Source organism: Bacillus sp. FSL P4-0248, assembly GCF_038593305.1.
GTDB lineage: Bacteria > Bacillota > Bacilli > Bacillales > Bacillaceae > Bacillus > Bacillus safensis.
On record NZ_CP151983.1, the window covers coordinates 1792484 to 1817541 of the forward strand.

At 44.1% G+C, this 25058-nt stretch carries 20 protein-coding genes; 8 read left to right on the plus strand and 12 right to left on the minus strand.

The genetic code is table 11. The features are described 5' to 3' along the window. Positions 1 to 34 precede the first annotated feature (34 nt). Complete coding sequence (locus NST65_RS09055; protein ID WP_111927467.1) at positions 35 to 1462, plus strand: aldehyde dehydrogenase family protein; 1428 nt, start codon at positions 35 to 37, stop codon at positions 1460 to 1462. A 69-nt stretch (positions 1463 to 1531) separates the two neighbouring features. Here NST65_RS09055 and NST65_RS09060 read toward each other — a convergent pair whose 3' ends face one another. After that, positions 1532 to 1930: a YobA family protein gene (locus NST65_RS09060; protein WP_257994956.1), complete on the minus strand. Its 399-nt coding sequence runs from the start codon at positions 1928 to 1930 to the stop codon at positions 1532 to 1534. Between the two features lie 260 nt (positions 1931 to 2190). Between NST65_RS09060 and NST65_RS09065 the strand changes: the two genes are divergently transcribed. Next, positions 2191 to 4011 carry an assimilatory sulfite reductase (NADPH) flavoprotein subunit gene (locus NST65_RS09065; RefSeq protein ID WP_111927468.1) on the plus strand — a complete coding sequence of 607 codons (1821 nt, stop codon included), beginning with the start codon at positions 2191 to 2193 and terminating at the stop codon, positions 4009 to 4011. 33 nt (positions 4012 to 4044) lie between these two features. Beyond that, positions 4045 to 5763 (plus strand): assimilatory sulfite reductase (NADPH) hemoprotein subunit, encoded by a 1719-nt coding sequence (cysI, locus tag NST65_RS09070; protein ID WP_041117625.1) that lies wholly within the window; start codon positions 4045 to 4047, stop codon positions 5761 to 5763. Positions 5764 to 5792: 29 nt separating this feature from the next. Here the strand turns inward: cysI and NST65_RS09075 are convergent, their stop codons facing one another. From NST65_RS09075 to NST65_RS09120, 10 genes are all read right to left on the minus strand, one after another. Then, positions 5793 to 7727, minus strand: a complete 1935-nt coding sequence (locus NST65_RS09075; RefSeq protein WP_111927469.1) for an AMP-binding protein — start codon at positions 7725 to 7727, stop codon at positions 5793 to 5795. 13 nt (positions 7728 to 7740) lie between these two features. Beyond that, the gene (locus NST65_RS09080) at positions 7741 to 9264 is read right to left on the minus strand and encodes an acyl-CoA carboxylase subunit beta (protein ID WP_111927470.1); all 1524 of its coding nucleotides are present in this window, start codon (positions 9262 to 9264) and stop codon (positions 7741 to 7743) included. 18 nt (positions 9265 to 9282) lie between these two features. Further along, on the minus strand, positions 9283 to 10065 hold the full coding sequence (locus NST65_RS09085) for an enoyl-CoA hydratase (protein WP_111927471.1): 783 nt from the start codon (positions 10063 to 10065) through the stop codon (positions 9283 to 9285). A 12-nt stretch (positions 10066 to 10077) separates the two neighbouring features. Then, positions 10078 to 10986, minus strand: coding sequence for a hydroxymethylglutaryl-CoA lyase (locus NST65_RS09090; RefSeq protein ID WP_111927472.1), 909 nt, complete (start codon positions 10984 to 10986; stop codon positions 10078 to 10080). Positions 10987 to 10997: 11 nt separating this feature from the next. Continuing rightward, positions 10998 to 11213 carry an acetyl-CoA carboxylase biotin carboxyl carrier protein subunit gene (locus NST65_RS09095; RefSeq protein ID WP_024425681.1) on the minus strand — a complete coding sequence of 72 codons (216 nt, stop codon included), beginning with the start codon at positions 11211 to 11213 and terminating at the stop codon, positions 10998 to 11000. Continuing rightward, complete coding sequence (locus NST65_RS09100) at positions 11210 to 12559, minus strand: acetyl-CoA carboxylase biotin carboxylase subunit (protein ID WP_111927473.1); 1350 nt, start codon at positions 12557 to 12559, stop codon at positions 11210 to 11212. The genes NST65_RS09095 and NST65_RS09100 overlap by 4 nt, the downstream gene beginning before the upstream one ends. A gap of 8 nt (positions 12560 to 12567) precedes the next feature. Then, positions 12568 to 14205, minus strand: a complete 1638-nt coding sequence (locus tag NST65_RS09105; RefSeq protein WP_111927474.1) for an AMP-binding protein — start codon at positions 14203 to 14205, stop codon at positions 12568 to 12570. A gap of 42 nt (positions 14206 to 14247) precedes the next feature. Continuing rightward, entirely contained in the window at positions 14248 to 15390 is a 1143-nt protein-coding gene (locus tag NST65_RS09110; protein WP_111927475.1) for an acyl-CoA dehydrogenase family protein, read from the minus strand. 143 nt (positions 15391 to 15533) lie between these two features. Then, positions 15534 to 17075, minus strand: a complete 1542-nt coding sequence (locus tag NST65_RS09115; RefSeq protein ID WP_111927476.1) for a family 10 glycosylhydrolase — start codon at positions 17073 to 17075, stop codon at positions 15534 to 15536. 24 nt (positions 17076 to 17099) lie between these two features. Further along, on the minus strand, positions 17100 to 17906 hold the full coding sequence (locus NST65_RS09120) for a tyrosine-protein phosphatase (RefSeq protein WP_025093168.1): 807 nt from the start codon (positions 17904 to 17906) through the stop codon (positions 17100 to 17102). Between the two features lie 149 nt (positions 17907 to 18055). Here NST65_RS09120 and NST65_RS09125 point away from each other — a divergent pair, with 149 nt between their 5' ends. Then, the gene (locus NST65_RS09125; RefSeq protein ID WP_111927477.1) at positions 18056 to 18820 is read left to right on the plus strand and encodes a DeoR/GlpR family DNA-binding transcription regulator; all 765 of its coding nucleotides are present in this window, start codon (positions 18056 to 18058) and stop codon (positions 18818 to 18820) included. A gap of 17 nt (positions 18821 to 18837) precedes the next feature. Here NST65_RS09125 and NST65_RS09130 read toward each other — a convergent pair whose 3' ends face one another. Continuing rightward, positions 18838 to 19416, minus strand: a complete 579-nt coding sequence (locus NST65_RS09130) for a hypothetical protein (RefSeq protein ID WP_024427762.1) — start codon at positions 19414 to 19416, stop codon at positions 18838 to 18840. 125 nt (positions 19417 to 19541) lie between these two features. On the opposite strand from NST65_RS09130, the gene NST65_RS09135 reads away from it, so the two are divergent. The 4 genes from NST65_RS09135 (at position 19542) to NST65_RS09150 (ending at position 25058) form a co-directional block, all read left to right on the plus strand. Then, positions 19542 to 20675, plus strand: coding sequence for a sugar diacid recognition domain-containing protein (locus tag NST65_RS09135; protein WP_111927478.1), 1134 nt, complete (start codon positions 19542 to 19544; stop codon positions 20673 to 20675). Between the two features lie 78 nt (positions 20676 to 20753). Continuing rightward, the gene (gene glcD / locus NST65_RS09140) at positions 20754 to 22163 is read left to right on the plus strand and encodes a glycolate oxidase subunit GlcD (RefSeq protein ID WP_111927479.1); all 1410 of its coding nucleotides are present in this window, start codon (positions 20754 to 20756) and stop codon (positions 22161 to 22163) included. After that, a complete protein-coding gene (locus NST65_RS09145) occupies positions 22160 to 23500 on the plus strand; it encodes a (Fe-S)-binding protein (RefSeq protein WP_111927480.1) in 1341 nt (446 codons plus the stop codon). The genes glcD and NST65_RS09145 overlap by 4 nt, the downstream gene beginning before the upstream one ends. Before the next feature lie 73 nt (positions 23501 to 23573). Next, entirely contained in the window at positions 23574 to 25058 is a 1485-nt protein-coding gene (locus NST65_RS09150) for a spore germination protein (protein ID WP_342489373.1), read from the plus strand.

Here is a 25058-nt window from a genome sequence, read left to right on the forward strand (position 1 = left end):
AATGGAATCACATATAAAAAGGAGACATGTCAGAATGAGAAATCAAGAGAAACATTTTATTAACGGAGAATGGATCGCATCAACAGGAAACGAAACGACGGAAGTCATCAATCCTGCTACAGAGGAAGTCATTGGCACCATTAGTTTAGGAACAAAAGAAGATTTAGATAAGGCAGTCAAAGCTGCTCGTGCCGCCTTTCCTTCTTTCTCAAAAACATCTCGAAATGAACGCGTAAAGATGCTGGAAAACATTGTGCGCGGCTACGAAAAGCGTAAGGATGAACTGATAGAAGTCATGACACAAGAGCTTGGTGCACCGCTGAAAGTATCAGAAGAGGTTCATTACAAAATGGGATATGAACATTTTTCTAAAGCAGCGGAAGCACTTAAATCGTATACATTTACTGAGGACCGCGGCGGACACACCATTATAAAAGAAGCGATTGGTGTCAGCGGATTGATTACACCTTGGAATTTCCCAACGAATCAAACATCACTTAAAATCGCGGGTGCCATTGCAGCAGGCTCGCCAGTTGTCTTAAAGCCTGCGGAAATTACACCTTTTGCCGCAATGATTCTTGCAGACATCATTGATGAAGCTGGCGTACCAAAAGGCGTCTTCAACCTAGTAAACGGAACTGGTGATGTCATTGGTGACGGCATTAGCTCCCACCCTGATATTGACTTTGTTTCATTTACGGGATCAGGTGCTGTCGGCTCTAAAATAATGGAAAATGCTGCAGACAATATTAAGAAAGTGGCTCTTGAGCTCGGCGGGAAATCCCCTCTTATCGTCTTAGATGATGCAGATGTGGATGAGGCAGCCGAAACAGCCGTTCATCATATTGCGATGAATACAGGTCAAGTATGTTCCGCAGCTACACGTGTGCTGATTCCTGAATCAATGAAAGACGCATTTGAAAAAGCGCTGCTGAATGCTCTGCCGAAGTTTACAGTTGGTGATCCGAGAGAAGATCACGCCACTGGCCCGCTTGTCTCCAAAAAGCAATGGGATACCGTGCAGTCTTATATTGAAAAAGGAATTGAAGAAGGTGCTCACCTGCTTGCTGGGGGAACTGGTAAGCCGGACGGACTAGACAAAGGATATTTCGCCAAGCATACTATCTTCACAAATGTGAAAAATGATATGACCATTGCGCAAGAGGAAATATTCGGACCCGTCATGAGTGTGATCACATATAAGGACCTTGATCATGCCCTTGAGATTGCCAATGATACAGTGTATGGCCTTGCTGGCTATGTGGTTGGAAAAGATGAAAAAACATTAAAATATGTAGCTGAACATATTCGTGCCGGTCAAATTACCATCAACAATGCCGAAACAGATTACTTTGCCCCGTTTGGCGGCTTTAAGCAATCTGGTATTGGAAGAGAATGGGGAGACTTCGGGATCGAGGAATATTTAGAAGTGAAAGCTGTGATGGGACTTCCAACAGCATAATTTGAGAAAAGAGAAAAACCTTAGGGTTTTTCTCCTTTTTCTTGATAGAAAGAATCTGCCCCTGCTCCCCTACTTATCCACCAAGATGTGATATTTTTTGACCGTTGCTTTAGGAGGAAACGATTCTTGTAACTCATCAAACCAAACCTCAATCGTTTGACCCTGTGACAGCTCTTTAGAATCTACTTTTGTTAAATCCATAACGATGAGATTATTTTTATACTTTTCAATAAGAAGATGAGTTTTCAATGAATCATCGCTTTTTAGAGGCGTTTTATTGTTAATAAGAAGTAAGTTCGTCTCCCCTTTTCTTAGCAGGATGCCTTTTTTTGAAAAAGGTGCTGTTATTTTATTCTTATTGTCTGAATTCTTTATATTGCCCTTTGGAGAATGGCACGCTACTAATAAAATGAGAAAAATCAAGATGACAAGCCGAAAATATTTTGTGTTTTTAAATTTTAGCTGCATCAACTTTCATACACCCCTTTTCAATTCCTTACGATCGCTTCTTCATTCAAAACGGCTCATTTTTCTAAAGGTGCTTTATCCAGCTAAACGATTCACCTTCATGTTCCTTCACCTTGCAAAGGTATTAGAAATCTTAATCATGACAATCAATATTATATATTTTACTTAATGGCAAACTTTCGGTAAAGTTCAAATTGAACCTATATATATAATTCCTATCGAATTAATCTATGTTTATATTCCTTGTGAGGTGGATATCGTTGCAACTTCATGTATTGAACAGTCCGTTTAGTCAGGAGCAGGCAGAACTGCTTAATCAGCTGCTTCCGACTTTAACAGATCAGCAAAAAATTTGGCTTACCGGTTATTTATCAGCACAGGCAGCTTTAACCGGATTAGAAAATACTGCCCAAACCCCTTCTCCTTCTGCTGCAGCACCAGCGCAGCCTGTCAGTAAAGATGTGACTGTACTTTATGGCTCGCAAACAGGCAATTCTGAAGGGTTAGCAAAAAAGACAGCGCAGCATCTTGAAGAGAAAGGTTTTCAATTGACGCTCTCTTCTATGTCAGATTTTAAACCAAATAGTCTGAAAAAAATAAACAATTTACTCATCATCGTCAGCACACATGGCGAGGGAGATCCGCCTGATAATGCCCTTTCTTTCCATGAATATGTTCACGGCAGACGGGCACCAAAGCTTGATCATTTAAGCTTTTCTGTCCTATCACTTGGTGACAGCTCTTACGAATTCTTCTGTCAAACAGGTAAAGAATTTGATGAGCGCTTAAAAGAGCTTGGCGGAACGCGTCTTTTCGATCGAGTGGACTGTGATCTTGATTATGATGAGCCGTTTTCTGAATGGCTTCAAGGGGTGGCATCTTCACTTAGCGAAGGCGGAGCCGCAGCAGCCCCGCAGGAATCAGCGGAAGCAAACACTCAAACAGCTGCATCTGAATACTCAAGAACAAATCCTTTTTATGCTGAAGTGCTTGAAAATATCAACCTAAATGGCCGCGGTTCTAACAAAGAAACCCGTCATTTGGAGCTTTCTCTTGAAGGTTCAGGACTTGTTTATGAGCCGGGTGACAGCCTTGGTATTTATCCAACAAATGATCCAGCGCTTGTTGATGAACTGATCAAGGCATGCGGATGGGATGCAGAGGAAGCCGTAACCGTTCATAAAAACGGCGACACGCTTCCTTTAAAGGAAGCACTCACCTCTCATTTTGAGATTACTGTCTTAACAAAACCTCTTCTTCAAAAGATGGCGTCCTTTACAAAGAGCGAAGCCTTGCAGGCCCTTTTAGAAGAAGGAAACGAAGAAAAGTTAAAAGCATATATAGCAGGAAGAGATTTAGTAGATGCTGCTCGTGATTTCGGTCCTTTTGAAGGAACAGCGGCAGACTTCACTGCCATTTTAAGAAAAATTCCGGCTCGCCTTTATTCCATTGCAAGCAGCCTGAAAGCAAATGAAGAAGAAGTTCATTTGACAATCGGTGCTGTGAGATATGATGCTCACGGAAGAAAACGTCAAGGTGTCTGCTCAATCTTATGTGCGGAGCGCTTAGAGCCAGGTGATAAGCTACCTGTTTATATCCAGCACAATCAAAACTTTAAGCTTCCTGAAAACCCTGAAGCACCGATCATTATGGTAGGACCAGGCACAGGCATCGCCCCTTTCCGTTCCTTTATGCAGGAGCGCGAGGAAGTCGGTGCAGACGGAAAGTCATGGTTGTTCTTCGGTGATCAGCACTTTGTGACGGATTTCTTATATCAAACCGAATGGCAAAAGTGGTTAAAAGATGGTGTGTTAACGAAAATGGATGTGGCTTTTTCAAGAGATTCAGAGGAAAAAGTATATGTCCAGCATCAAATGAAGAAACAAAGTAAAGAATTATTCGAATGGCTGGAGCAAGGTGCCTATGTATATGTCTGCGGAGATGAAAAACATATGGCGCATGATGTTCATGATACCCTTCTATCAATCATCCAAGAAGAAGGTGCGATGAGCAAAGAGAAAGCTGAAAGCTATCTAGCTAACTTGCAGCAGCAAAAACGCTATCAGCGTGACGTATATTGATTGAATGCTTGAAAGAAAGGAGCTTTTACTTACATGGTGAAGACAGCATTAACAGCGCCGGATGGACCTCCGAGCGACGTAGAGGAAATCAAAGAAAAAAGTGATTATTTACGGGGTACTTTAAAAGAAGTGATGCTTGATCCGATTTCAGCGGGTATCCCTGATGATGACAACCGCCTGATGAAGCATCACGGCAGTTATTTACAGGATGATCGTGACCTGAGAAATGAACGGCAAAAACAAAAGCTTGAGCCTGCCTATCAATTTATGCTGCGCGTCCGCCTGCCTGGCGGAATCGCTACATCTAAGCAGTGGCTTGTGATGGATGAGCTTGCTCATCAATACGGAAACGGTACGTTAAAGCTGACAACTCGTGAAACCTTTCAGCTTCACGGTATTTTAAAATGGAACATGAAAAAAACCATTCAAGACATCCATTCCACTATGCTTGATACGATCGCTGCTTGCGGCGATGTGAACCGTAATGTCATGTGTACATCAAACCCCTATCAATCAGAAGTACACCATGATGTATACGAGCTTGCCAAAAAATTAAGTGATGACCTGCTTCCGCAAACAAGAGCGTACCATGAAATTTGGCTTGATGAGGAAAAGGTAGCAGCAACGCCTGATACAGAGGTTGAGCCGATGTATGGTCCGCTTTATTTGCCAAGAAAATTCAAGATTGGTGTGGCGGTCCCTCCTGCTAACGATATTGATGTGTTTTCGCAGGATTTAGGCTTCATTGCGATTATTGAAAATGATCAATTAGTCGGTTTTAATGTCGCGATTGGCGGCGGAATGGGCATGACTCATGGTGATACAGCGACCTATCCTCAGCTTGCAAAAGTAATTGGCTTTTGTACACCGGAACAAGTTGTAGAGATTGCCAAACAAGTGATCACCATTCAGCGTGACTATGGAAACCGTTCGGTGAGAAAAAATGCCCGCTTTAAATATACAGTGGACCGCCTCGGTCTTGAGAATGTAAAAGAAGAGCTTGAGCGCCGCCTTGGATTTACCCTATTAGATGCAAGAGATTATCACTTCGATCATAACGGTGACCGCTATGGCTGGGTAAAAGGCATCAATGGCAGATGGCATTATACGATGTTTGTAGAAGGCGGACGCATCACGGATTACGATGACTACCCGCTGATGACAGGCATTCGTGAAATCGCAAAGATTCATACAGGTGACTTCCGCTTAACAGCGAATCAAAATTTGATCATTGGAAACGTCACATCTCACAAAAAGAAACAAATCGAGCAGCTCATTCAGGAGTTTGGTTTGTCAGATGGACAGCAGCACTCTGCACTGCGCCGCAGTTCAATGGCCTGTGTTGCTCTTCCGACATGCGGCTTAGCAATGGCAGAGGCAGAACGCTACCTCCCGCGCTTGATTGACAAAATTGAAGAGATTGTCGAAGAAAATGGCTTAAGTGATAAAGAAATCACGATTCGTATGACTGGATGTCCAAATGGATGCGCCCGTCATGCGCTTGGTGAAATTGGCTTTATCGGCAAATCACCTGGTAAATACAACATGTATCTTGGCGCTGCGTTTGATGGCAGCAGATTAAGTAAACTATACCGAGAAAATGTAGGAGAAGAAGACATTTTAAACGAGCTTGGCTCTCTACTCCCCCGCTATGCAAAAGAACGCGAGGAACATGAACATTTCGGTGATTTTGTGATTCGGGCAGGTATTGTAAAAGAAACAACAGATGGCACGAATTTTCATGTGCAATAAAAAAGACAGGACGCTCTCCTGTCTTTTTTTTATGGATTTTGTTTTCTTTTCAAGTATTCGCAAATGCTGTTATACACATCAGGATTATCTAGAGACGAAAGATCTGGTGAATGCTGCTGTTCATAAGCTCCTTTTAATAAACGACGGACGATTTTTCCGTTTCTTGTTTTCGGTAAAGCTGAAATGAGATGAATTTCCTTTGGTGTGAGCGCTTTTCCCGCATATGAACCAACATGTATTTTGAGCTCTTGAATGAATGCTGCTTCTTCTAAAGACTGTGAACTTGCCACAATGAAACAAACTAGTGCTTCTCCCTTCACCTCATCCTTTACTCCAATCACAGCAGCCTCATGTACGGCTGGATGCCCGACAAGAATGGATTCAATTTCAGCTGGACCAATGCGTTTACCAGCTGTATTAATGACATCATCCGATCTGCCCGTGATATGGAATGCGCCATCCTCTGATTGCATCACCCAATCACCGTGCGTCCACACCCCATCAAATCGTTTAAAATAGGTGTCTTCATATCGCTTCGGATCTTTCCAAAACCCACATGTCATGCCGACCCACGGCTTTTTCACGACAAGCTCTCCTACTTCATTCAGGACGCTCTCTCCTGCCTCATTATACACATCTGCCGCCATTCCTAAGATTGCCGCATTAAAAAGGATCGGTTTGATTGGGCGAAGCAGCGTACTTCCTACAATTCCGCCAGAAACCTCTGTTCCCCCTGAGTAATTTAAGATCGGAATGTGCTTTTGACCAATGGTGTCAAAAAGCCATTGCCATGGTGCTTCATTCCACGGTTCACCTGTAGAAATGATGGCTTTCACGTGCGGCAGCTCAATGTCTGAAAGGTTTTGCTGCATCGCAGATCGAACAAAAGTAGGTGAAAGTCCAAAATGGGTGACTTTTTGCTCGTGGATGAATGACCAAATGTGCTGTTCATCTGGATAATCGGGGGCGCCGTCATATAAAACAATTGCAGCTCCATTGATCAAGCCGCCAAAGACGAGAAAGGGCCCCATCATCCATCCCATGTCTGTGAGCCAAAACAAACGGTCTCCTTTTGCAACGTCCATACAAAGACCGGCATCAAAAGCCGCTTTTACAGGAAAGCCTGCGTGTGTATGAACAGCCCCTTTGGGTGTACCGGTTGTTCCAGACGTGTATAAGATCATAAGGGGATCTTCATTTGAAAGATAAGTCGTTTCACTCAGTGGTTCCTCTTTTAACAAATCGTTTAGCTGAATATCCTCTTTATATCCAGTAGAAGAGGAAGCATGTACAATGACTGTTTGGACAGTCTTGGTTTTGTCGATCGCTTCTGCCGCACATTCACGCATGTTGATCGTCTTTCCCCGGCGCGTCACGCTTGAGCCTGTGACGACAATGGTTGCACCTGATGCACGAATACGTACGGCAAGAGGCTCGCTTCCATAGCCAGAAAAAACCGGGCTAAAGATGACACCAATCTTTGCAAAGGCAAGCATGACAGCAGCCGTTTCCGGAAGCATCGGCATATAAATGACCGCTACATCCCCTTTTTGTATTCCCTTCTTCAAAAAACCAGCAGCGAGACGATTGACCTTTTCTTGAAGTTCGAGGAACGACCATCTTCTCTCTTCTCCCGCTTCATTTCTCCACATCACAGCTGGTTGATGCTGGGTTTCTTCATTCTCTGCCCATTTGTCAACAGCCGTTTCGACCACGTTGAGCCGGCCGCCTTTATACCAATTGGGCCACATGAATGAATCTTGGCCTAATGCGGCTTCATACCGCTTCTTCCACACGATGCCAACCGCCTTTTCGGCTTCTCTCCAAAACCAATCGGTCCGCTCGATACTAGCTTGATAGAACGCATCATAAGTAGAAAAACCAAGTGAATGCATCCATTTGTAAAGGCGTGTTTGTTTCATCATCTGTTCTTCGGGTATCCACGCTGGTTTTAGGTTCATCATGAGGCCGCCCCCTTTAGACCGGATAAACCGGGTGTTTTCGTCTTGTAAATGTCATCTCTTTAGAGGTATAGGCTTGTAATCTATGACAAAGCTCATCTCGCAAATGGTCAAATGGGATGACACCATCGACAATCATTTCAGAGGCAAGCTCATATATATTCATATCTTCCTGGTATTCCTTGCGTTTCTCTTGAATAAATGCTGCTCTTTCCTCAGCAGGCAGTTCGGCAATTTTATTCGCATAGACAGCATTTACAGCGGCTTCTGGCCCCATGACAGCAATTTGTGCTGATGGAAGTGCGAGACAGCAGTCCGGTTCAAAGGCCGGTCCTGCCATTGCATATAAACCTGCACCGTATGCTTTACGAACAATGACGGATATTTTCGGAACGGTTGCCTCTGACATGGCGGAGATCATCTTCGCCCCGTGCCTGATAATACCTGCTTGTTCCACTTTTGTTCCGATCATAAACCCCGGTATATCTGCAAGGAAAAGGAGTGGAATATGAAAGGCGTCACATAGCTGAATAAATTTGGCGGCTTTGTCGGCTGAGTCATGGAATAAAACACCGCCTTTTACCCTCGGCTGATTGGCAATAAGACCGACAGGCTGACCATTCATGCGGCCAAAACCTGTGATCAGCTCTGCGGCAAACAGCTTTTTGATTTCAAAAAATGATCCTTCATCAATGAGTAAATCAATGAGCTGATACATATCAAAAGGGGTATTCTGCCCTTTAGGGATAAGGTCTTGGAGAGTGATCTCTGATGGTTTAGGTGCGATTGCGGCTGCCGGTTTTGGTTTTTCTGTATAGTTGGCAGGCATGTAAGTTAAATAAGTGCGGGCGATTTGAATGGCTTCTTCCTCTGTTTGTGCTAAAATATCGCCGCATCCAGAAATGCTGCAATGCATTTTTGCTCCGCCCATTTCTTCAAGTGATACTTTCTCTCCAATCACCATTTCGGCCATTCGCGGTGAGCCTAAGTACATTGAGGCATTCCCTTCGACCATGACGACGATGTCACAAAAAGCAGGAATGTAAGCACCTCCGGCTGCCGAAGGACCAAATAGTAAACAAATTTGCGGAGTACGTCCAGACAGCTTCACCTGGTTATAAAAAATGCGGCCTGCACCCCTTCTGCCTGGAAACATAGCGATTTGATCGGTGATTCTAGCACCCGCAGAGTCAACTAAATACAGCATTGGGCAGTTGAGCTTTTCGGCTGTTTCCTGGATTCTAATGATTTTTTCTACCGTTTTGACGCCCCATGATCCTGCTTTGACGGTAGAATCATTTGCCATAACGCAAACAGTCTGCCCATTCATCCGCCCTGTCCCTGTGACAACACCATCTGCTGGTAAATGTTCATTTTGACACTCGGCAAACATGGCATCCTCAATGAAAGAATCCTCATCTAATAACAACTGGAGGCGGTCACGGACAAACAATTTTCCTTTTTCTTTGTTTTTTTGATGGTATCGGTCTGCCCCGCCTTTCAGAATCTGCTGTTTTTTTAGTTCATATCCTTCGATCATACCCATTCCCCTTTCTTGCTACCTGCCTCTGTATTGAGGCGTGCGTTTTTCTTGGAAGGCTCGAAGACCTTCCGTTCGATCTTCTGTCTCAATGAGCCGTAGATACGCTTCGTATTCCTTTGTCAAACCTGTATGCAAATCGTGATCAAGGCTTGATTGAATCGCTTGTTTCGCTTCTTTTAAGGCAAGCGGGCCATTTTTGATGATTTGTTTTGCAAGAGAGATGGCATCGTTCATGAGGGAATCTGCTAAAGAGATATGCTCAATCAGCCCGATTTGAATGGCTTCTTCTGCTTGTAATGATGCGCCTGTGAAGATAAGTTCTTTTGCTTTACCGAGTCCAATGAGGCGCGGAAGGCGCTGCGTCCCTCCGGCTCCTGGTATGATAGCTAGTCCTGTTTCTGGCAGGCCGAGTCTTGCTCCGGCTCGTGAAATGCGGAGATCACAAGCGAGCGCGAGCTCAAGTCCTCCGCCCAGTGCGTGTCCATTTATCACTGCAATGACAGGTACAGGAATAGATTCAATCTCGATAAAGGTTTGCTGAATCGAAAGAACAGCGCCTTTTGCTTCTGCTTCTGTCATCAATCGTCTTTCTTTTAAATCTGCTCCAGCACAAAAGACTTTTGAACCGGCTCCTGTAATGAGAAGACAGCGAATGCTTTCATCGTGTTTGATTTCTTGAATGATTTGATTGATCTCCTCCAGCATTGGAGCAGATAGGGAATTCGCTTGTTCTGGCCTGTTTAAGGTCATGATGCCGATCTGTTCACCTTGTATCGAAAAATGGACCAATGATGTCATGTTATTCATCCTTTATGAAGTAGTCTGAGAGTGAAAAGCACGTAAACAGTGACTAGGCAGGGTTCGATCTACTTTCGCTTCAATCCATTCTGCCGCTTTAATTAATGCAGGAAGGTGAATATTTGTCTCAATTCCTAGTTTTTGAAGCATATGCACCACATCTTCTGTCGCCACATTTCCGCTGGAACCAGGTGCATAGGGACATCCGCCAAGCCCGCCGCTGGAGGAGTCAAATATGGTGATCCCTGCTTTTAATGCCGTATAAATATTCGCAAGAGCCATCCCCTTCGTATCATGAAAATGAAGAGCGATTTTATCAGCAGGAAAACGTTCGAGTAAAATGTCTAAGCGTCTTTCTACTTGAAGCGGATGGGCTTCACCTATGGTGTCACCGAGAGATATTTCATCAATGCCATAAGAAAGCAAAATATCCGTTAACCGGAGGACTTGATCCATTGGCACTTGTTTTTCATATGGGCAGCCAAACACGGTGGAAATATACGCGCGCGTGTTTTTTCCTGCTGCTTTTAAATCAGCTGTCATTTGTTTGATAACAGGAAGTGTTTCGTGGATGGATTGATTCATATTTTTCTTGTTATGTGTTTCACTCGAAGAGATGAACATAGCGCCTGTGTCAAGATTGGCTTCAAAAAAATGAGCTAAGCCTTTTTCATTGGGAATGAGTGCTGCATAGGTGATGCCGTCTTTTTTGTTAAAGGATTGGGTGAGTTCTTTGGCATCTTTTAAGGCTGGAACCCATTTAGGATGAACAAATGATGTGACTTCAATATAAGGGAGCTGGGCTGCTGCGAGCAGATCAATCCACGTTCGCTTCTCGCCTGTGTCAAGCCAGACTGATTCATTTTGCAGTCCGTCCCGCGGGCCGACCTCCCTGATAAGCACACTCTTTGGTAATGCCATCTGGCTCCCTCCTATTCTGATAGTTCTAAAAGAACCTCTCCTTCATCGACAAACTCTCCCTCTGCCTTATACACTTTACTGATGATCCCGCCCTCTTCAGCAACGATCGGAATCTCCATTTTCATTGATTCTAAGATGGCAACCTCCTGTCCTTTTTGCACTTCATCGCCTTGTTTCACAAGAAGCTTCCACAAGTTTCCGGCCATTTGAATTGTGACAGTTTTCATGAACGGTTTTCCTCCCTTTTTTTCATGAGAAAATCGGTGGTGATGCTGCCTTGTAAGAAAGCAGAAGATCCGGCCATTTCCCTTAAAAGCGGTAAGTTGGTTTTGATCCCTTCTATTTCATATGCTTGTAATGCCCCTTTTAATCGTTCTATTGCAAGTTTTCGTGTATCACCGTAAACGATCATTTTCGCAATCATTGGATCGTAAAAAGGGGTAATGATGCTTCCATTTGTCACGCTTGACTCATGCCGGATATACGGAGCTTCAGGCGTTAAAAGCTGAGTGATCGTTCCTGGTGATGGATAAAAGGTGACGGGATCTTCCGCATAAATTCTAACCTCGATGGCATGGCCGATTTGATGAATATCCTCCTGATTAAAGGAAAGCGGCTCACATGCAGCGATTTTCAGCTGTTCCTCGACAAGGTCAATGCCTGTAATTTCTTCTGTGACAGGGTGCTCTACTTGTAATCTTGTGTTCATTTCTAGGAAATAAAATTGTTGATGCTGATCGACTAAACATTCAATCGTTCCTGCATTTTCATACCCAATCGCTTTGGCTGCTTTGACGGCCATCTCCCCCATCTGATGTCTCACCGATTCATCGAGACAGACGGCTGGTGCTTCTTCAATGATTTTTTGATGTCTTCGCTGGAGTGAACAGTCGCGCTCAAATAAGTGAACCCCATGGCCGAAGGAATCAAAAAGGACCTGAATTTCAATGTGCCGAGCGTTTTCAATGACCTTTTCCATATACAGCGTCCCATCGTTGAAAAAGCTTTGCGCTCTTTTTTGATTCCCTTCAAAAGCCCTGTACAGCTCCTCGTCATTTTGCACGAGCTGCATGCCAATTCCTCCGCCCCCGCTTGATGCCTTGAGCATAATCGGATAACCGAGTGACTGCGCTTGACTGACCCCTTCTTCTGCATCATGCAGCGGAGCTGAAACGCCTGGTACAATGGGGATACCTGCTTGAGCCATCGTTTTTCTTGCTTCAATTTTATTCCCCATTCGCTGAATGACTTGTGCGGATGGGCCAATAAAGGCGATTCCTTCGCTGCGGCAGCGTTCTGCAAAGGCTGCATTTTCTGATAAGAGGCCATATCCTGGGTGGATGGCATCTGTATGTGTCTGTTTGGCTACACGAATGATGGCTTCCATGTTTAAATAGCTTTCAGATACTTTCGCGCCTCCAATCAGATAGGCGCTGTCTGCTTCTTGCACATGAAGTGCATGCTGATCTGCTTCTGAATAAACGGCAACGGTGTGGATCCCGAGCCTTTTACACGTTCGAATAATTCGCCGGGCAATTTCGCCTCGATTTGCAATCAGTACTTTTAGAAACATCACTGCCTTCACTCCTTTATTAGATCAAGCGCCTGCTTTTTCAGACGAAATTTTTGAATCTTCCCTGATGCGGTCATCGGATACTCGTCAGTGATGAAAAAATATTTAGGAATTTTATAGCGTGCCATTTGCGACTGACAATAGCTGGTGAGTGTCTCAATTGTCACCGTCCTACCTTTTTTAAGCCGAATGAATGCGGCGGCTTCTTCTCCATACGTCTCGTCAGGTATACCAACGACCTGTGCATCAAGAATATCCGGATGAGTATAAAGAACATCCTCAATCTCTTTTGGATAAACATTCTCCCCGCCTCTAATGATCATATCTTTCAGCCGTCCTGTGATTTTCACATAGCCGTCCTCATCCATCTCTGCTAAATCACCCGTATGAAGCCAGCCGTCCTGGTCAATCACTTCATTTGTGGCTTCTTCATTTTTATAGTAGCCTTTCATCACATGATAGCCTCTTGTACACAGCTCTCCTTGTTCTCCTCTTGGTACTTCCTCCGGCGTGCCTGGAACGGTGATTTTCACTTCAATGTGAGGAAGCGCCCGGCCGACCGTTTGAACCCGCCTTTCAAATGAATCATCCGTTCTTGTTTGGGTAATGACAGGAGAGCTTTCGGTCTGGCCGTAAGCAATCGTGAGCTCCTTCAGTCCCATTTGTTCAATGACGGCTTTCATCACATGGGATGGGCAAAGAGATCCTGCCATAATGCCCGTTCGTAATGTGGACAGATCGTATTGGTGAAAATTCGGATGGTCGAGCTCTGCAATGAACATTGTCGGGACGCCGTGAAGGACGGTGCACTTCTCTTTTTCTACGGTTTGAAGAACTCGCTCTGGGTGGAAGGATTCAATTGGAATGATCGTTCCTCCTTTTGTGAGACATGCAAGCACGCCAAGGACGGATCCAAAGCAATGAAAGAAAGGAACAGGGATACACATTCGGTCCTTTTGGGTGAGCTTCATACAATCTGCGATTTGGCTGGCATTGCAGACAATGTTTGTATGGCTGAGCATGACTCCTTTTGGATAGCCGGTTGTGCCTGAGGTATATTGCATATTAATGACGTCATCCGGTGCAAGCTCATCCATTCGTTTCTCCCACTCATGATCCTCTGTTCTTTTGGCAGCTGCTTGAATACTGTTCCAGCTGCGCATGCCCTTTGGCGTGTGCTCACCTATATAGACGACACTTTTTAAATAAGGAAAAGATGAGGATGTGATCTCTCCTTGATGAGCGTTTTGAAGCTCCGGTATGAGTTCATCAAGCATTTTGACATAGGATGTCTCTTTGAACCCGTCTACGATAAACAGCATGCTACTATCAGAGTGCTTGAGTAAATAAGCGAGTTCTTGTGATTGAAAGTTTGTATTCACGGTGACAAGAACGGCTCCAATCGACGCGCAGGCGAATTGCAGCATGAGCCATTCGGGTACATTGGGCGCCATGATGGCGATATGATCCCCTTTTTGAACCCCTAATGCCATAAGACCTTTTCCGGTTTCCTTGACTTCTCGATAAAACGCTTCATATGAATAACGTAAAGAACGTTCTGGATACACAATGGCTTCATGTCCTGGATGCTGCTCCCTTTTCTCTTTTAATAACGAGCCGATTGTCTGTGGATGAATCGACATCATGGCTTTCCTCCTCCATTGATGGTAAGCGTTTTCATTATCGGATTACGCTAACAGTTGTCTTGCGATGACTAGACGCTGAATTTCAGAGGTCCCTTCTCCAATTTCCATTAGCTTGGCATCTCTCACAAGCCGTTCTACACCACATTCTTTCATGTAGCCTGTTCCCCCGTGAATTTGAACAGCATCAAGACTTGCTTTTGTCGCCATTTCAGAAGCGAAGAGTTTGGCATAGGCAGCTTCTTTTGTAAACGGCTTGCCGTGATCTTTCAGCCAAGCGGCTTTCCAAACCATTTGTCTAGCGAGCTCTATTTGCATCGCCATATCTGCCAGCTTAAATTGAATCGCTTGGAAGGAAGAAAGGGTCTGCCCAAATTGCTTTCTTTCTTTTGCATGCGAGAGCGAAGCATCTAGTGCAGCTTGTGCGATGCCAACTGATAACGCAGCAATTGAAATGCGCCCCCCGTCTAATGTATATAAAAATTGCTTAAAGCCTTTCGCTGGGTCTCCTAAAATATTCTGGGCTGGTACACGTACACCGTCTAAAATGATTTCTGCTGTATCTGAACCGCGCACGCCCATTTTGTCATATGGATTTGTAATGGTCAGCCCTTTTTGCCCTTTCTCCACAATGAAGGCGGAGATGATCGGGCGGCCGTTTTCATCTTGATCCGAGACAGCAGTGACGATAATGGTTCTGGCAAAATTGGCGTTTGTGATCCAGCACTTTTCCCCGCTAATGACATACTCTTGTCCGTCTTTGACTGCTTTTGTTTTCGTCCCTTTTGCATCTGACCCTGCATTTGGTTCTGTTAATCCGAAGGAACCAAGTGCTGTTCCAGAAGCCAGCGGGACAAGGTGGTCCATCTTTTGTTCCTCTGTACCGAAGTAATAAAGCGGGCTTGCGCCTAAGGAGACGGCTGCGGCATAGCTAAGACCTGTACTACCGCACTGTTTTCCGATTTCTTCTACAGCGAGTGCATATGATATCGTATCTCCTCCTGAGCCGCCGTATTTCTCTGGAAAGGGGATGCCCATAAAGCCGAGCTCCCCCATTTTTTGAAACGTTTTGGCTGGGAATACGGCCTGTTTATCAATGGTTTGAGCGAGTGGTGCAATTTCTGCTTTGGCGAAATCTTTGACCATCTGGCGGATCATTTGTTGTTCTTTCGTTAATTCAAAATCCATCTTGCTTCCCCCTTTAGCTCTTTTCTATCATATTTATTAATCAAGCAGCTGCTTCATGCCAAGCTTGATTGAATTCAGAAAATTAAAACAAGAATAATAGAAAAAAAGCATGAACGAAGAAAATCTCACTCATGCTTTTTCTGTTATTTCACTATTTTTGTAGAAGGCTTGCTTTCGTGATGAAGACGATTCAGAGCCGTAATCTTGTAAGTATCCATTTTCTTTTGATTGACTGGGAGGTCTTTAATCGTTGTTATGGCGCCTTTTTCTTTTCTAACCGTTTGCAGCAATTCATATGTTCCTTTATTTGTTAATCGATAGACCGCATAATAGGATACGGTAGAATGCGGATCATTTTTGATTTGTAAAGCCGCACCATCCGATGTCTTTTTCACAGATTGAATGATTGGTTTTTTAGGTGCTTTCTGATGAAGCCAAGGCATTTCTGGAATGAGAGCTGGTTTGCTGTATGACTCTTCTATCAATCGATCCTTTACATTCAAAGGGTTGCGATTGAGATCCTTCAGGCTGAAATGCATGCTTCCCTGCACAAGCTGTGACTGCCTGTTCAGCTCAATCTGCCTAAAATATTCTTCCGGGTCAGACCAAGCAGGGTCACTGTTTTGATTAATTTTATATGCCGCCTGCCCAATGTACAGGTGAACCGGCTCCCCTTTCACCTCATTTGACCACCATTTCGTCAGCACATCATAAGCGGCAGCTTGAAAGCCGATGCTCCAGTAAATTTGCGGAGTAACATAATCAATATCGTGCTGCTGAATCCACTCTCTTGTATCAGCATACAAATCATCGTAGTTGGTCATTCCTGCAGTGGTGTTTGAACCAGTCGGGTCATCTTTTATGTTGCGCCATACCCCGAATGGACTAATACCAAATTTCACATACGGTTTTTCTTTCTTAATGGTGTCATTGATTTGCTTCACCAGCTGATTCACATTATCTCTTCGCCAATCTTCTATATGAGTAAATGCTTTTTTTCCATATGTTTCATACGTTTCTTGATCTGGAAATGGTACACCGGCTATTTTATATGGATAAAAATAATCATCCATATGTACTGCATCAATATCGTAGTTTTTCACAACTTCTTCGATACCGCCGATAATGAAGTCCTGAGTTTCAGGAATACCAGGATTGTAATAAAGCTGATTACCATACGCAATCGTCCAATCAGGATGTTGTCTTGCAGGGTGATCGGCAGACAAACGGCTGAGATCAGTATGATTCATTGTGATTCGGTAAGGGTTAAACCAAGCGTGAAATTCAAGGCCGCGTTTATGAGCTTCTTCGATCATAAACTCAAGCGGATCGTACCCCGGATCTTTCCCTTGTGTTCCAGTCAAATATTCTGACCACGGCCCGTATGCTGAAGGATAAAAGGCATCTGCTGTTGGTTTAATTTGCATAATGACGGCATTCATATTCATCGCTTTGATTTCGTCTAACAAACGAATAAACTCTTGCTTCTGCTCTGCTACAGGCAGCCCCTTCTTTGAGGGCCAATCTAAGTTATAAACAGATGCAATCCATACCGCGCGCATCTCTCTTGTGCTCTCAAGCTTCCCTTTTGGCACTGCACGAGCTGCTAGACTGCTGGAAGGAATCAATAAAAATACAAACATCAACATCAGTGTTAAAACTGTCATACTGATCTTTTTCAGCATGTTTTGCATCACCTCATCTTAAGTTTATTCCGCTTTTTGTGATGGAATGCCAGCAGATGGTGTAAGCAGAATGTTTTTCATTTCATTGAGCTGAGCTTCAGGGACTTTGCAGGCTTCAATTAAATACCGCTCTGCACTCCCGTATGTCTCCAGCATTTCGTGCAGCACATCTTCAAGATAATCTTGCTGCACACCGACAAGCGGCTGAATTTGTTCTTTTGACACCCGGTATAAACTCATCAATCGGACAAATCGTTCCTGCCTTCTGACGAGCATTTGCACGCCTTCATTGGAACGCATGTATTCACTTAAAACGACAGCCTGCGGTACACCTGCCACCAACTGAATCAGGGCAGATAAAAAACCTGTTCGGTCCTTGCCACTCGTGCAGTGAAGCATCAGCGGGTAATGGCTTTGATCTGAAAGCAGTGTGAACAGCTGCCGAATCTCTTCTTTACGCTCTGTCAGCATGCTTTGATATAACTCTTTCATGATCGGTGTAAATGAGAGAGACTTCCCTTCTGTTACCAGCATACGAAACATGGTCCATTTACTTGGCATCTTACTGTCAGGCTGCATCGGAATATGCACGATTTTGTCGTGTTCCTTGATCTTTGGCGGATGTGATTTACGTTCTGAGGCTGTACGGAGGTCACAAACGGTTTGAATTCCGAGTGCTGAGAATATCTCGATGTCTTGTTTCGACAAACGGGATAAGTCTGCGGATCGATAAATCATTCCCTGTTTGATCACCATCCCATCTGTTGTTTGAAGTCCCCCTACTTCTCTAAAATTCGCAAGCTTTGAAAATGGGTTGTTTGATTGATTCATAGAAGTGAAAGTCCTTTCTGGTTTCGTTCTTTTTTCTATCATACGCTTTTATATCAAAGGAGAAAAGAGAATCAATTGACCTAATCCATGTAAGAGAATTTATTGGTATAATGGAAAAAGGACATTCGGATTGATTGGAGATATGAAGTATGATAAAAACAAAACGGATTCAGCAAATCAAAGAGTATGTGTTTGACCGTGAATCTGCCTCACTTGATGAGCTTGTGGCGTATTTTGGTGTCTCAAAAAACACGATACGCCGAGATGTACAGGCATTGGTCGAGTCCGGCGTACTCAAAAAAGTGTATGGCGGAGTGGCTGTGAACCACTCAACGTTAGTGGTGTATCAGGAGCGAAAGATCCGTCAGCTCAGTAAAAAGCAATTGATCGGTCAGACGGCTGCCGCTTTTGTGGAAAACGGGGATATGATTTTTATTGATTCTGGTACGACAACGCTTGAGATGCTCCCCTATTTGACGGAGAAACAGGTGACCATTGTGACCAATAATGTGGATTTTATTACACAGGCGATGCCTTATGAAAATCTCACCATCTTTTCCACTGGCGGGATGCTTGAAAGAAAAACGAATTCTTTCGTTGGTTATCAAAGTGTTGAGCGCTTAAAAGCTTACAATGTCAATAAAGCCTTTATCGCATCAACTGGTTTATCCATTGATCACGGTGTCACGAATTCGTCTCCGCTTGAAACCGATATTAAAAAGACGCTCGTTCAAAAAAGTGCCAAAACGTTTTTATTAGTGGATGATAGCAAATTCGATCATTACGCCTTGACCACGTTTTGTGATTTGCACGAGATTGATTTCGTCGTGACCAATCAGGAGCCAAATGAAGATTATCTTCAATATGGAAAAGAGCATGATGTACGGTTTGTCACGCCTTCATCAAATGAATAGATGGACAAAAAAACGGCTCAGGAATTTGAGCCGTTTTTTGATTCATTGATTTCAAGCTGTATGATCATATGGAATAAAAATCGATACACGGCCGAGATGACATCAATGAAAGCCGTATCTTCGTGGATATCCTCAAGCTCAAGAAGCTGCAAATTCACATCAAATAAGCCATCTTGTCCATTAAATTGAAGCTGAGCACCATTTAATGGCGATAGCATGTCCTTTAGAATATTCGTGTCTTTTTTAGGACGTTTTAAACCGAATAGGACGGTATACGTTTGAAACACTTCATCCCATTCAATGGCCAAGCCATCCACTTTCACAACATCAAACCACTTGGATTCGATATAAATGAATTCTTTTTGATGTTTTTTCACATATGTAAGCGGTGTGTTTAGAAATGAGGCGTTTTCTGTTTGAATCATGTTCTCTGATTCCTTGTCTACACGCTCTATATATACATCGCCAAAACGGGCTTCTTCTTTTATTCTCGCCCCTTCTAATGTCCAATTGCGGCGCGCCGCTTCATCATATTCAAAGTCGGTCAGCGCCTGTCCTTCTTTCAGTAAGTCTTGTAAGCGATTTTGCAGTGACATGGCTATGTCTCCTTTCTTCTCCTTCATGTGTGTTTATTATTTTAGCATAACTCATGAAAAGAAAGATATGTCCCAGCATATGATGGTATGATAGTGTCAAAAGAAACATCTCGGAGGGGTACGTTTTGCTCACAATGACACTGGCAGAAAAAATCGTAGATGAGGTTAAAAAGGTGCTGACTGAGGAAATCATCATCGCACAAACAAACGGCACCATCATTGCAGCAACAGATCCAGCGCGCGTTGGACAATTTCATGAAGGAGCGTATCTGACATCTTTTGAAGGACAGAAACGAATTCTCACAAAGGATGACCAGCAGCACATGAAAGGCGTCAAAGCTGGCATCAATCTGCCTATTTATTTTAAGCAAGAGGTCATCGGGGTCATTGGAATGACAGGAGATCCTGTACATGTGTCTCCTTTTGGCGAAATATTAAGAAAAATGACCGAGCTGCTTATTCATGAACATGAATTTTTTCAAGAAACTGAAACGGATGAACGTCAGCTCGAAGCGTTTGTATTCGACTGGCTTCATCTGCCAGAGACAGCGATTGATCTCACTGAAAAAGCGTCGCGGCTTCAGCTTGATATCACCAAGGAGCGCGCAGTTGTTCTGATCGATTGTCAGGATGAATCGTTTATGAAGCAGAATCAATACAAAGAATTGAAGGAAACGCTGCATCTCACTATGCAGGAGATCATCGTCCGCTGGGGGCATGCCCGTTTTTTGCTCATGCTGCAGACAACAGCAGATGATCGTAAAGCCTTGCAGCAGCGCCTGTTTCACATCCATGCCTCCCTTACGGCGCGGGGCACACAGGGGGTTTTGATTGGAGCAGGAAAACCAGCAGCTGCTCATTTGATGAAGCAATCCTTTCAACAAGCCTTTCGAGCATTAAAAATGGCACATGCTGATACACCGATTGTATTTGATGAAGATTTAACGCTTGAACTTTTTATGGAGGAAGTGAGTCAGGAAACAAAAGAAGTGTTTCTTGATCGAACAATCGCCCCTCTTCTCCCCTATCCTGAATTAGTGAAAACATTGCGGGTGCTTATGACATCAGATTACTCATTGAAATATACAGCAGAAGCGATGCATGTCCATATCAATACACTGCATTACAGGCTAAAACGCATCCAAGATTTAACGACACTTGATCCAAAGCGTATGCAAGATGCAATGCTCTTTTATTTAGCCTTCATGTTATTAGATCATGATCCAAAAAAACGAAGCGAACAGCCCGATATTTTGTAGAATCGTCCATAGGCATGAGGCGATTCTTTTTTTATACTGGAAGAAACGATACGTCTCATCAATAGGAGTTGAATGCGTATGTTACATTCTGAATTTTTAAATCAATTAAAAAAGATTGTCGGTGCGTCTTACATGCAGGACAGTAAAGCCGATCGGCTTGCCTACTCTTATGATGCAACACCAAATTTTCAGCATATGCCAGATGTCATCGTAAGCCCGCACGCGGCTGAGGAAATCCAGCAAATTGTCCGGCTCTGCTCCTCATATAACATTCCGATCGTGCCAAGAGGATCAGGAACGAACCTTTGTGCAGGCACATGTCCCACTCAAGGCGGACTTGTGATGCTGTTTACAAGAATGAACCAATTAATAGAAATAGATGAAGAAAACCTGACAGCAACGGTGCAGCCTGGTTTAATCACACAGGAACTTATTCGCCAAGTAGAGGCGAAAGGCCTCTTCTATCCACCTGATCCAAGCTCTATGAAAATCTCTACATTAGGCGGAAATATTAATGAAAATTCAGGTGGTCTCCGGGGGTTAAAATATGGTGTGACAAGAGATTATGTACTTGGACTTGAAGTCGTTCTGCCAAACGGTGACATCATCAAAACAGGCGGCAAGCTTGCAAAGGACGTGGCCGGGTATGATATGACCCGTTTGTTCGTAGGTTCAGAAGGAACGCTCGGGATTGTCACTGAAGCCACGCTGAAGCTTTTGCCGCTTCCAGAAACAAAACAAACGATGCTTTGCTTATATGAAAGTTTAGAGGAAGCCGCCGCTTCAGTGTCGGCGATTATTGCAGAGCGTATCATCCCCGCCACATTAGAATTTATGGATCAGCCGACTTTGGAAGTCGTTGAAGACTTTGCAAAAATCGGTTTGCCGACTGACGTTCAAGCGGTGCTGTTAATCGAACAAGACGGCCATCCTGAGGCGGTTGCCCGTGATATGCAGCGCATCGCAAAAGTGTGCCAGCAGCACGGTGCAAAAGAAGTGAATATCGCACATTCTGAAGAAGAGGCCAATGCCCTTTTAACAGCGAGACGATCTGCTTTATCAGCTCTCGCCCGGTTAAGCCCGACGACCATTTTAGAAGATGCCACAGTCCCCCGGTCTGAAATTGCCAGCATGGTGCGGGCGATCGAAGACATTGCGAAGGAGTACAAAGTGAAAATCTGTACATTTGGTCATGCAGGTGATGGCAATTTGCATCCTACTTGTGCAGCAGATGCAAGAAATGAAGAAGAAATGAAACGGGTGGAAGAAGCCTTTCAGGCCATTTTTGAAAAAGCAGTCTCACTTGGCGGCACCATTACGGGTGAACATGGCGTGGGTCTTATGAAAGCCCCTTACTTAGAACTAAAGGTTAAAAAAGAAGGCATTGCGGCAATGAAAGCGATCAAACAAGCGCTTGACCCGGAAAATATCATGAACCCTGATAAAGTGTTTGGAAAAGCCGCAAGAAAGCGGGTGGTGGTCTCATGAGTTCTAAACAAACAGAGATTCAGCAAGCATTTCAGCAGCAAATGGACGAAAAAGAGCTGCTCAATTGCATGCGCTGCGGATTCTGTCTTCCTTCCTGCCCGACTTATATTGAATCTGGTCAGCAAGAAACACACTCTCCCCGCGGCCGAATTGCTTTAATGAAGGCGGTGAGAGACGGCGTCATTGAGCCAGATGAAGATGTCGAGCATTCGCTGAATCTTTGTCTTGGCTGCCGTGCATGTGAACCGGTCTGCCCTTCCGGCGTTAAATATGGACGGTTACTTGAAGATGCAAGAGACATCATTCAGCAGCACAAAAAACAATCCATTCCTGTCAAACTTGTAAGACGTGTAGTGTTTAAAGGTCTTTTTCCTTCACAAAGCCGAATGAGGCAAGCAGCAGGACTTCTTCGATTTTATCAAACATCTGGTCTGCAAACGGCTGCCCGCAAAACTGGCATGCTGAAGGTGCTTCCACCGCACTTACGCCTGATGGAACAGGCGCTTCCAAAGGTGCCGCGTCAACAGAAAAGCCGTTTGACGGAATACAAAGCCGCCGGCCCAGCGAGAAAACGGGTCGCCTTTTTTACTGGCTGTTTAATGGACACGGTTTTTTCCAGTACAAACGAAGCAACCATCCAGCTTTTGCAGCTGGCAGGCTGTGACGTCTTCGTTCCTCCTATTCAGACGTGCTGCGGAGCGCTCCATGGCCATAGCGGTGAAAAAGAACAAGCGAAAAAGTTAGCAAAGCGGAATATTGAAGCTTTTGAAGAGATAGATGCGGATGCCATTGTCATGAATGCGGGCGGTTGTGGCGCTTTTTTAAGTGATTACGATCATTTGCTTTGCGATGATCCGGATTTTCAAAAGCGAAGTGAAGCCTTCTCAAAGAAAATCACGGATATATCAGACATTTTAGTGGAGCTGGAATTTCACCGCCGCATGCCGCTTGCTTTGCCAGAGCAAGTCATCACCTACCAAGATTCCTGTCATTTGCGGAACGGAATGGGAGTACAGCATGCGCCAAGGGTGCTGATGAAGGCCATTCAGGGTGTATCATTTAAAGAAATGAAGGATGCGGGCCGGTGCTGCGGCTCAGCTGGCATTTACAACATTTTGCAGCCAAAGATGTCGATGCAAATTTTAGATCATAAAATGACAGAAGCCAGCCAAACAAAGGCGGCTGCCATCGTTACATCTAATCCAGGCTGTCAGCTGCAAATGGCAGCAGGCATCAAACGCTCAGGGCACTCGCCGAGCATGCGCGCGGTCCATTTAGCTGATTTATTATTAGAAGCCGTTCTATATGGAAAAAAAGCGTCCAGCCCATCAAGCTGAACGCTTTTTTTCATGCATATCTTTAGACAATTGGTTAGATAATAGAGGCAAATCGCCGAAGGAGCTGGTTCAAATGCTGAAGAAAAACAAACAACAAAAGGACCCGAATTCAGTATTTGAAGCATTGTCACGTTCTGCTGATTTTACAAATGAGCTGTCTCGAAATGGAGATTTTCTGTATAGGATTTCCTTTTTTCGTTCATTGATTAATGGACATCTTCTACATGAACAAATTCTCCCCTCCCTCAAACAAATGCATCTGACACCCACTCTTGAAGAGTTGAAAGAACGAATTCCCATTGAGCAGGCTGTCATCACGAGCGATCTTCAAAAAGTGGAAGAAGCCCTTCACCGGGGCAGCATTGCCATTAGACTTGAGACAGACTGGGGCAAAACGCTTCTTTTGCCGATTGAAGAAAAGAAAGGCAGACAAGTAGGTCCGCCTGAGATTGAATTTGGGATTATTAGTGCACAGGAAGCATTTGTAGAGTCTTTAGATACCAATTTAAATTTAGTCAGGCGGCGGCTGCCAACGCCTAACCTAAAAGTTGAGGAAAAGACGGTTGGTACGCTGTCTCAAACAAAAGTAGCCGTGTTATATATTGAAGAAATCGCCAACCCGGAAAACATCGAAACGGTTCTTCAGCGAATTGAGGACGTTAATTATGATCAGATTTTAGATGCGAATTACCTTGCTCAAATGCTTTATGATGTGTCCAATACGATCTTTCCGTTGTTTTTGAATACAGAAAGACCCGACCGCGTGTCTTCAGGTTTATCAGAAGGGAAAATTGCCATATTAGTGGATGGTTCGCCTCATGTCTTGCTTGCCCCGACTATTTTACTTGAGTATTTTTCCACTATGGAAGACTATAATATGTCATGGATTGCGGCTTCTTGCTTTAGGCTGTTACGCATATTTGCTGTGATATTTTCCATTTTTGCGACACCTTTATATGTAGCCGTTTTAACCTTTCATTATGAGCTGATCCCAAAGGATTTATTAGAAACCATTGTGTCCTCGCGCTATCTTGTGCCATTTCCTCCGATCATTGAGGCACTATTTTTAGAGATTTCGATTGAATTACTAAGAGAGGCTGGATCCAGGCTTCCGACAAAGGTAGGACAAACACTCGGGATTGTTGGCGGGATCGTCATTGGACAGGCGGCGGTGGCAGCGGGCTTAACAAGTAATATCCTGCTGATCATTGTGGCATTGTCTGCTCTAGCTTCCTTTGTCACCCCGATCTATAAAATGGGAAATGCCATCCGGCTTTTGAGGTTCCCTTTTCTATTTGCAGCACAGGTTTGGGGAGCCTTAGGAATTTCACTGATGGGCGCTTTTCTGATCACCCATTTGATGAAATTAACCTCTATTGGGCAGCCATACCTTGAACCCATTTATCCACCTCGTCTAGCTGATTTAAAGAGCAGTTTGATTCGCCCTCAGCTTCGCTTTTTGAATAAAAGGCCGGATAATTTACGCGGACAAAATAAAACCATTCACCAGCCAAAGCCTAAGCAAGGCCGGAAGGGGAAAAATGATTTTTATGAATAA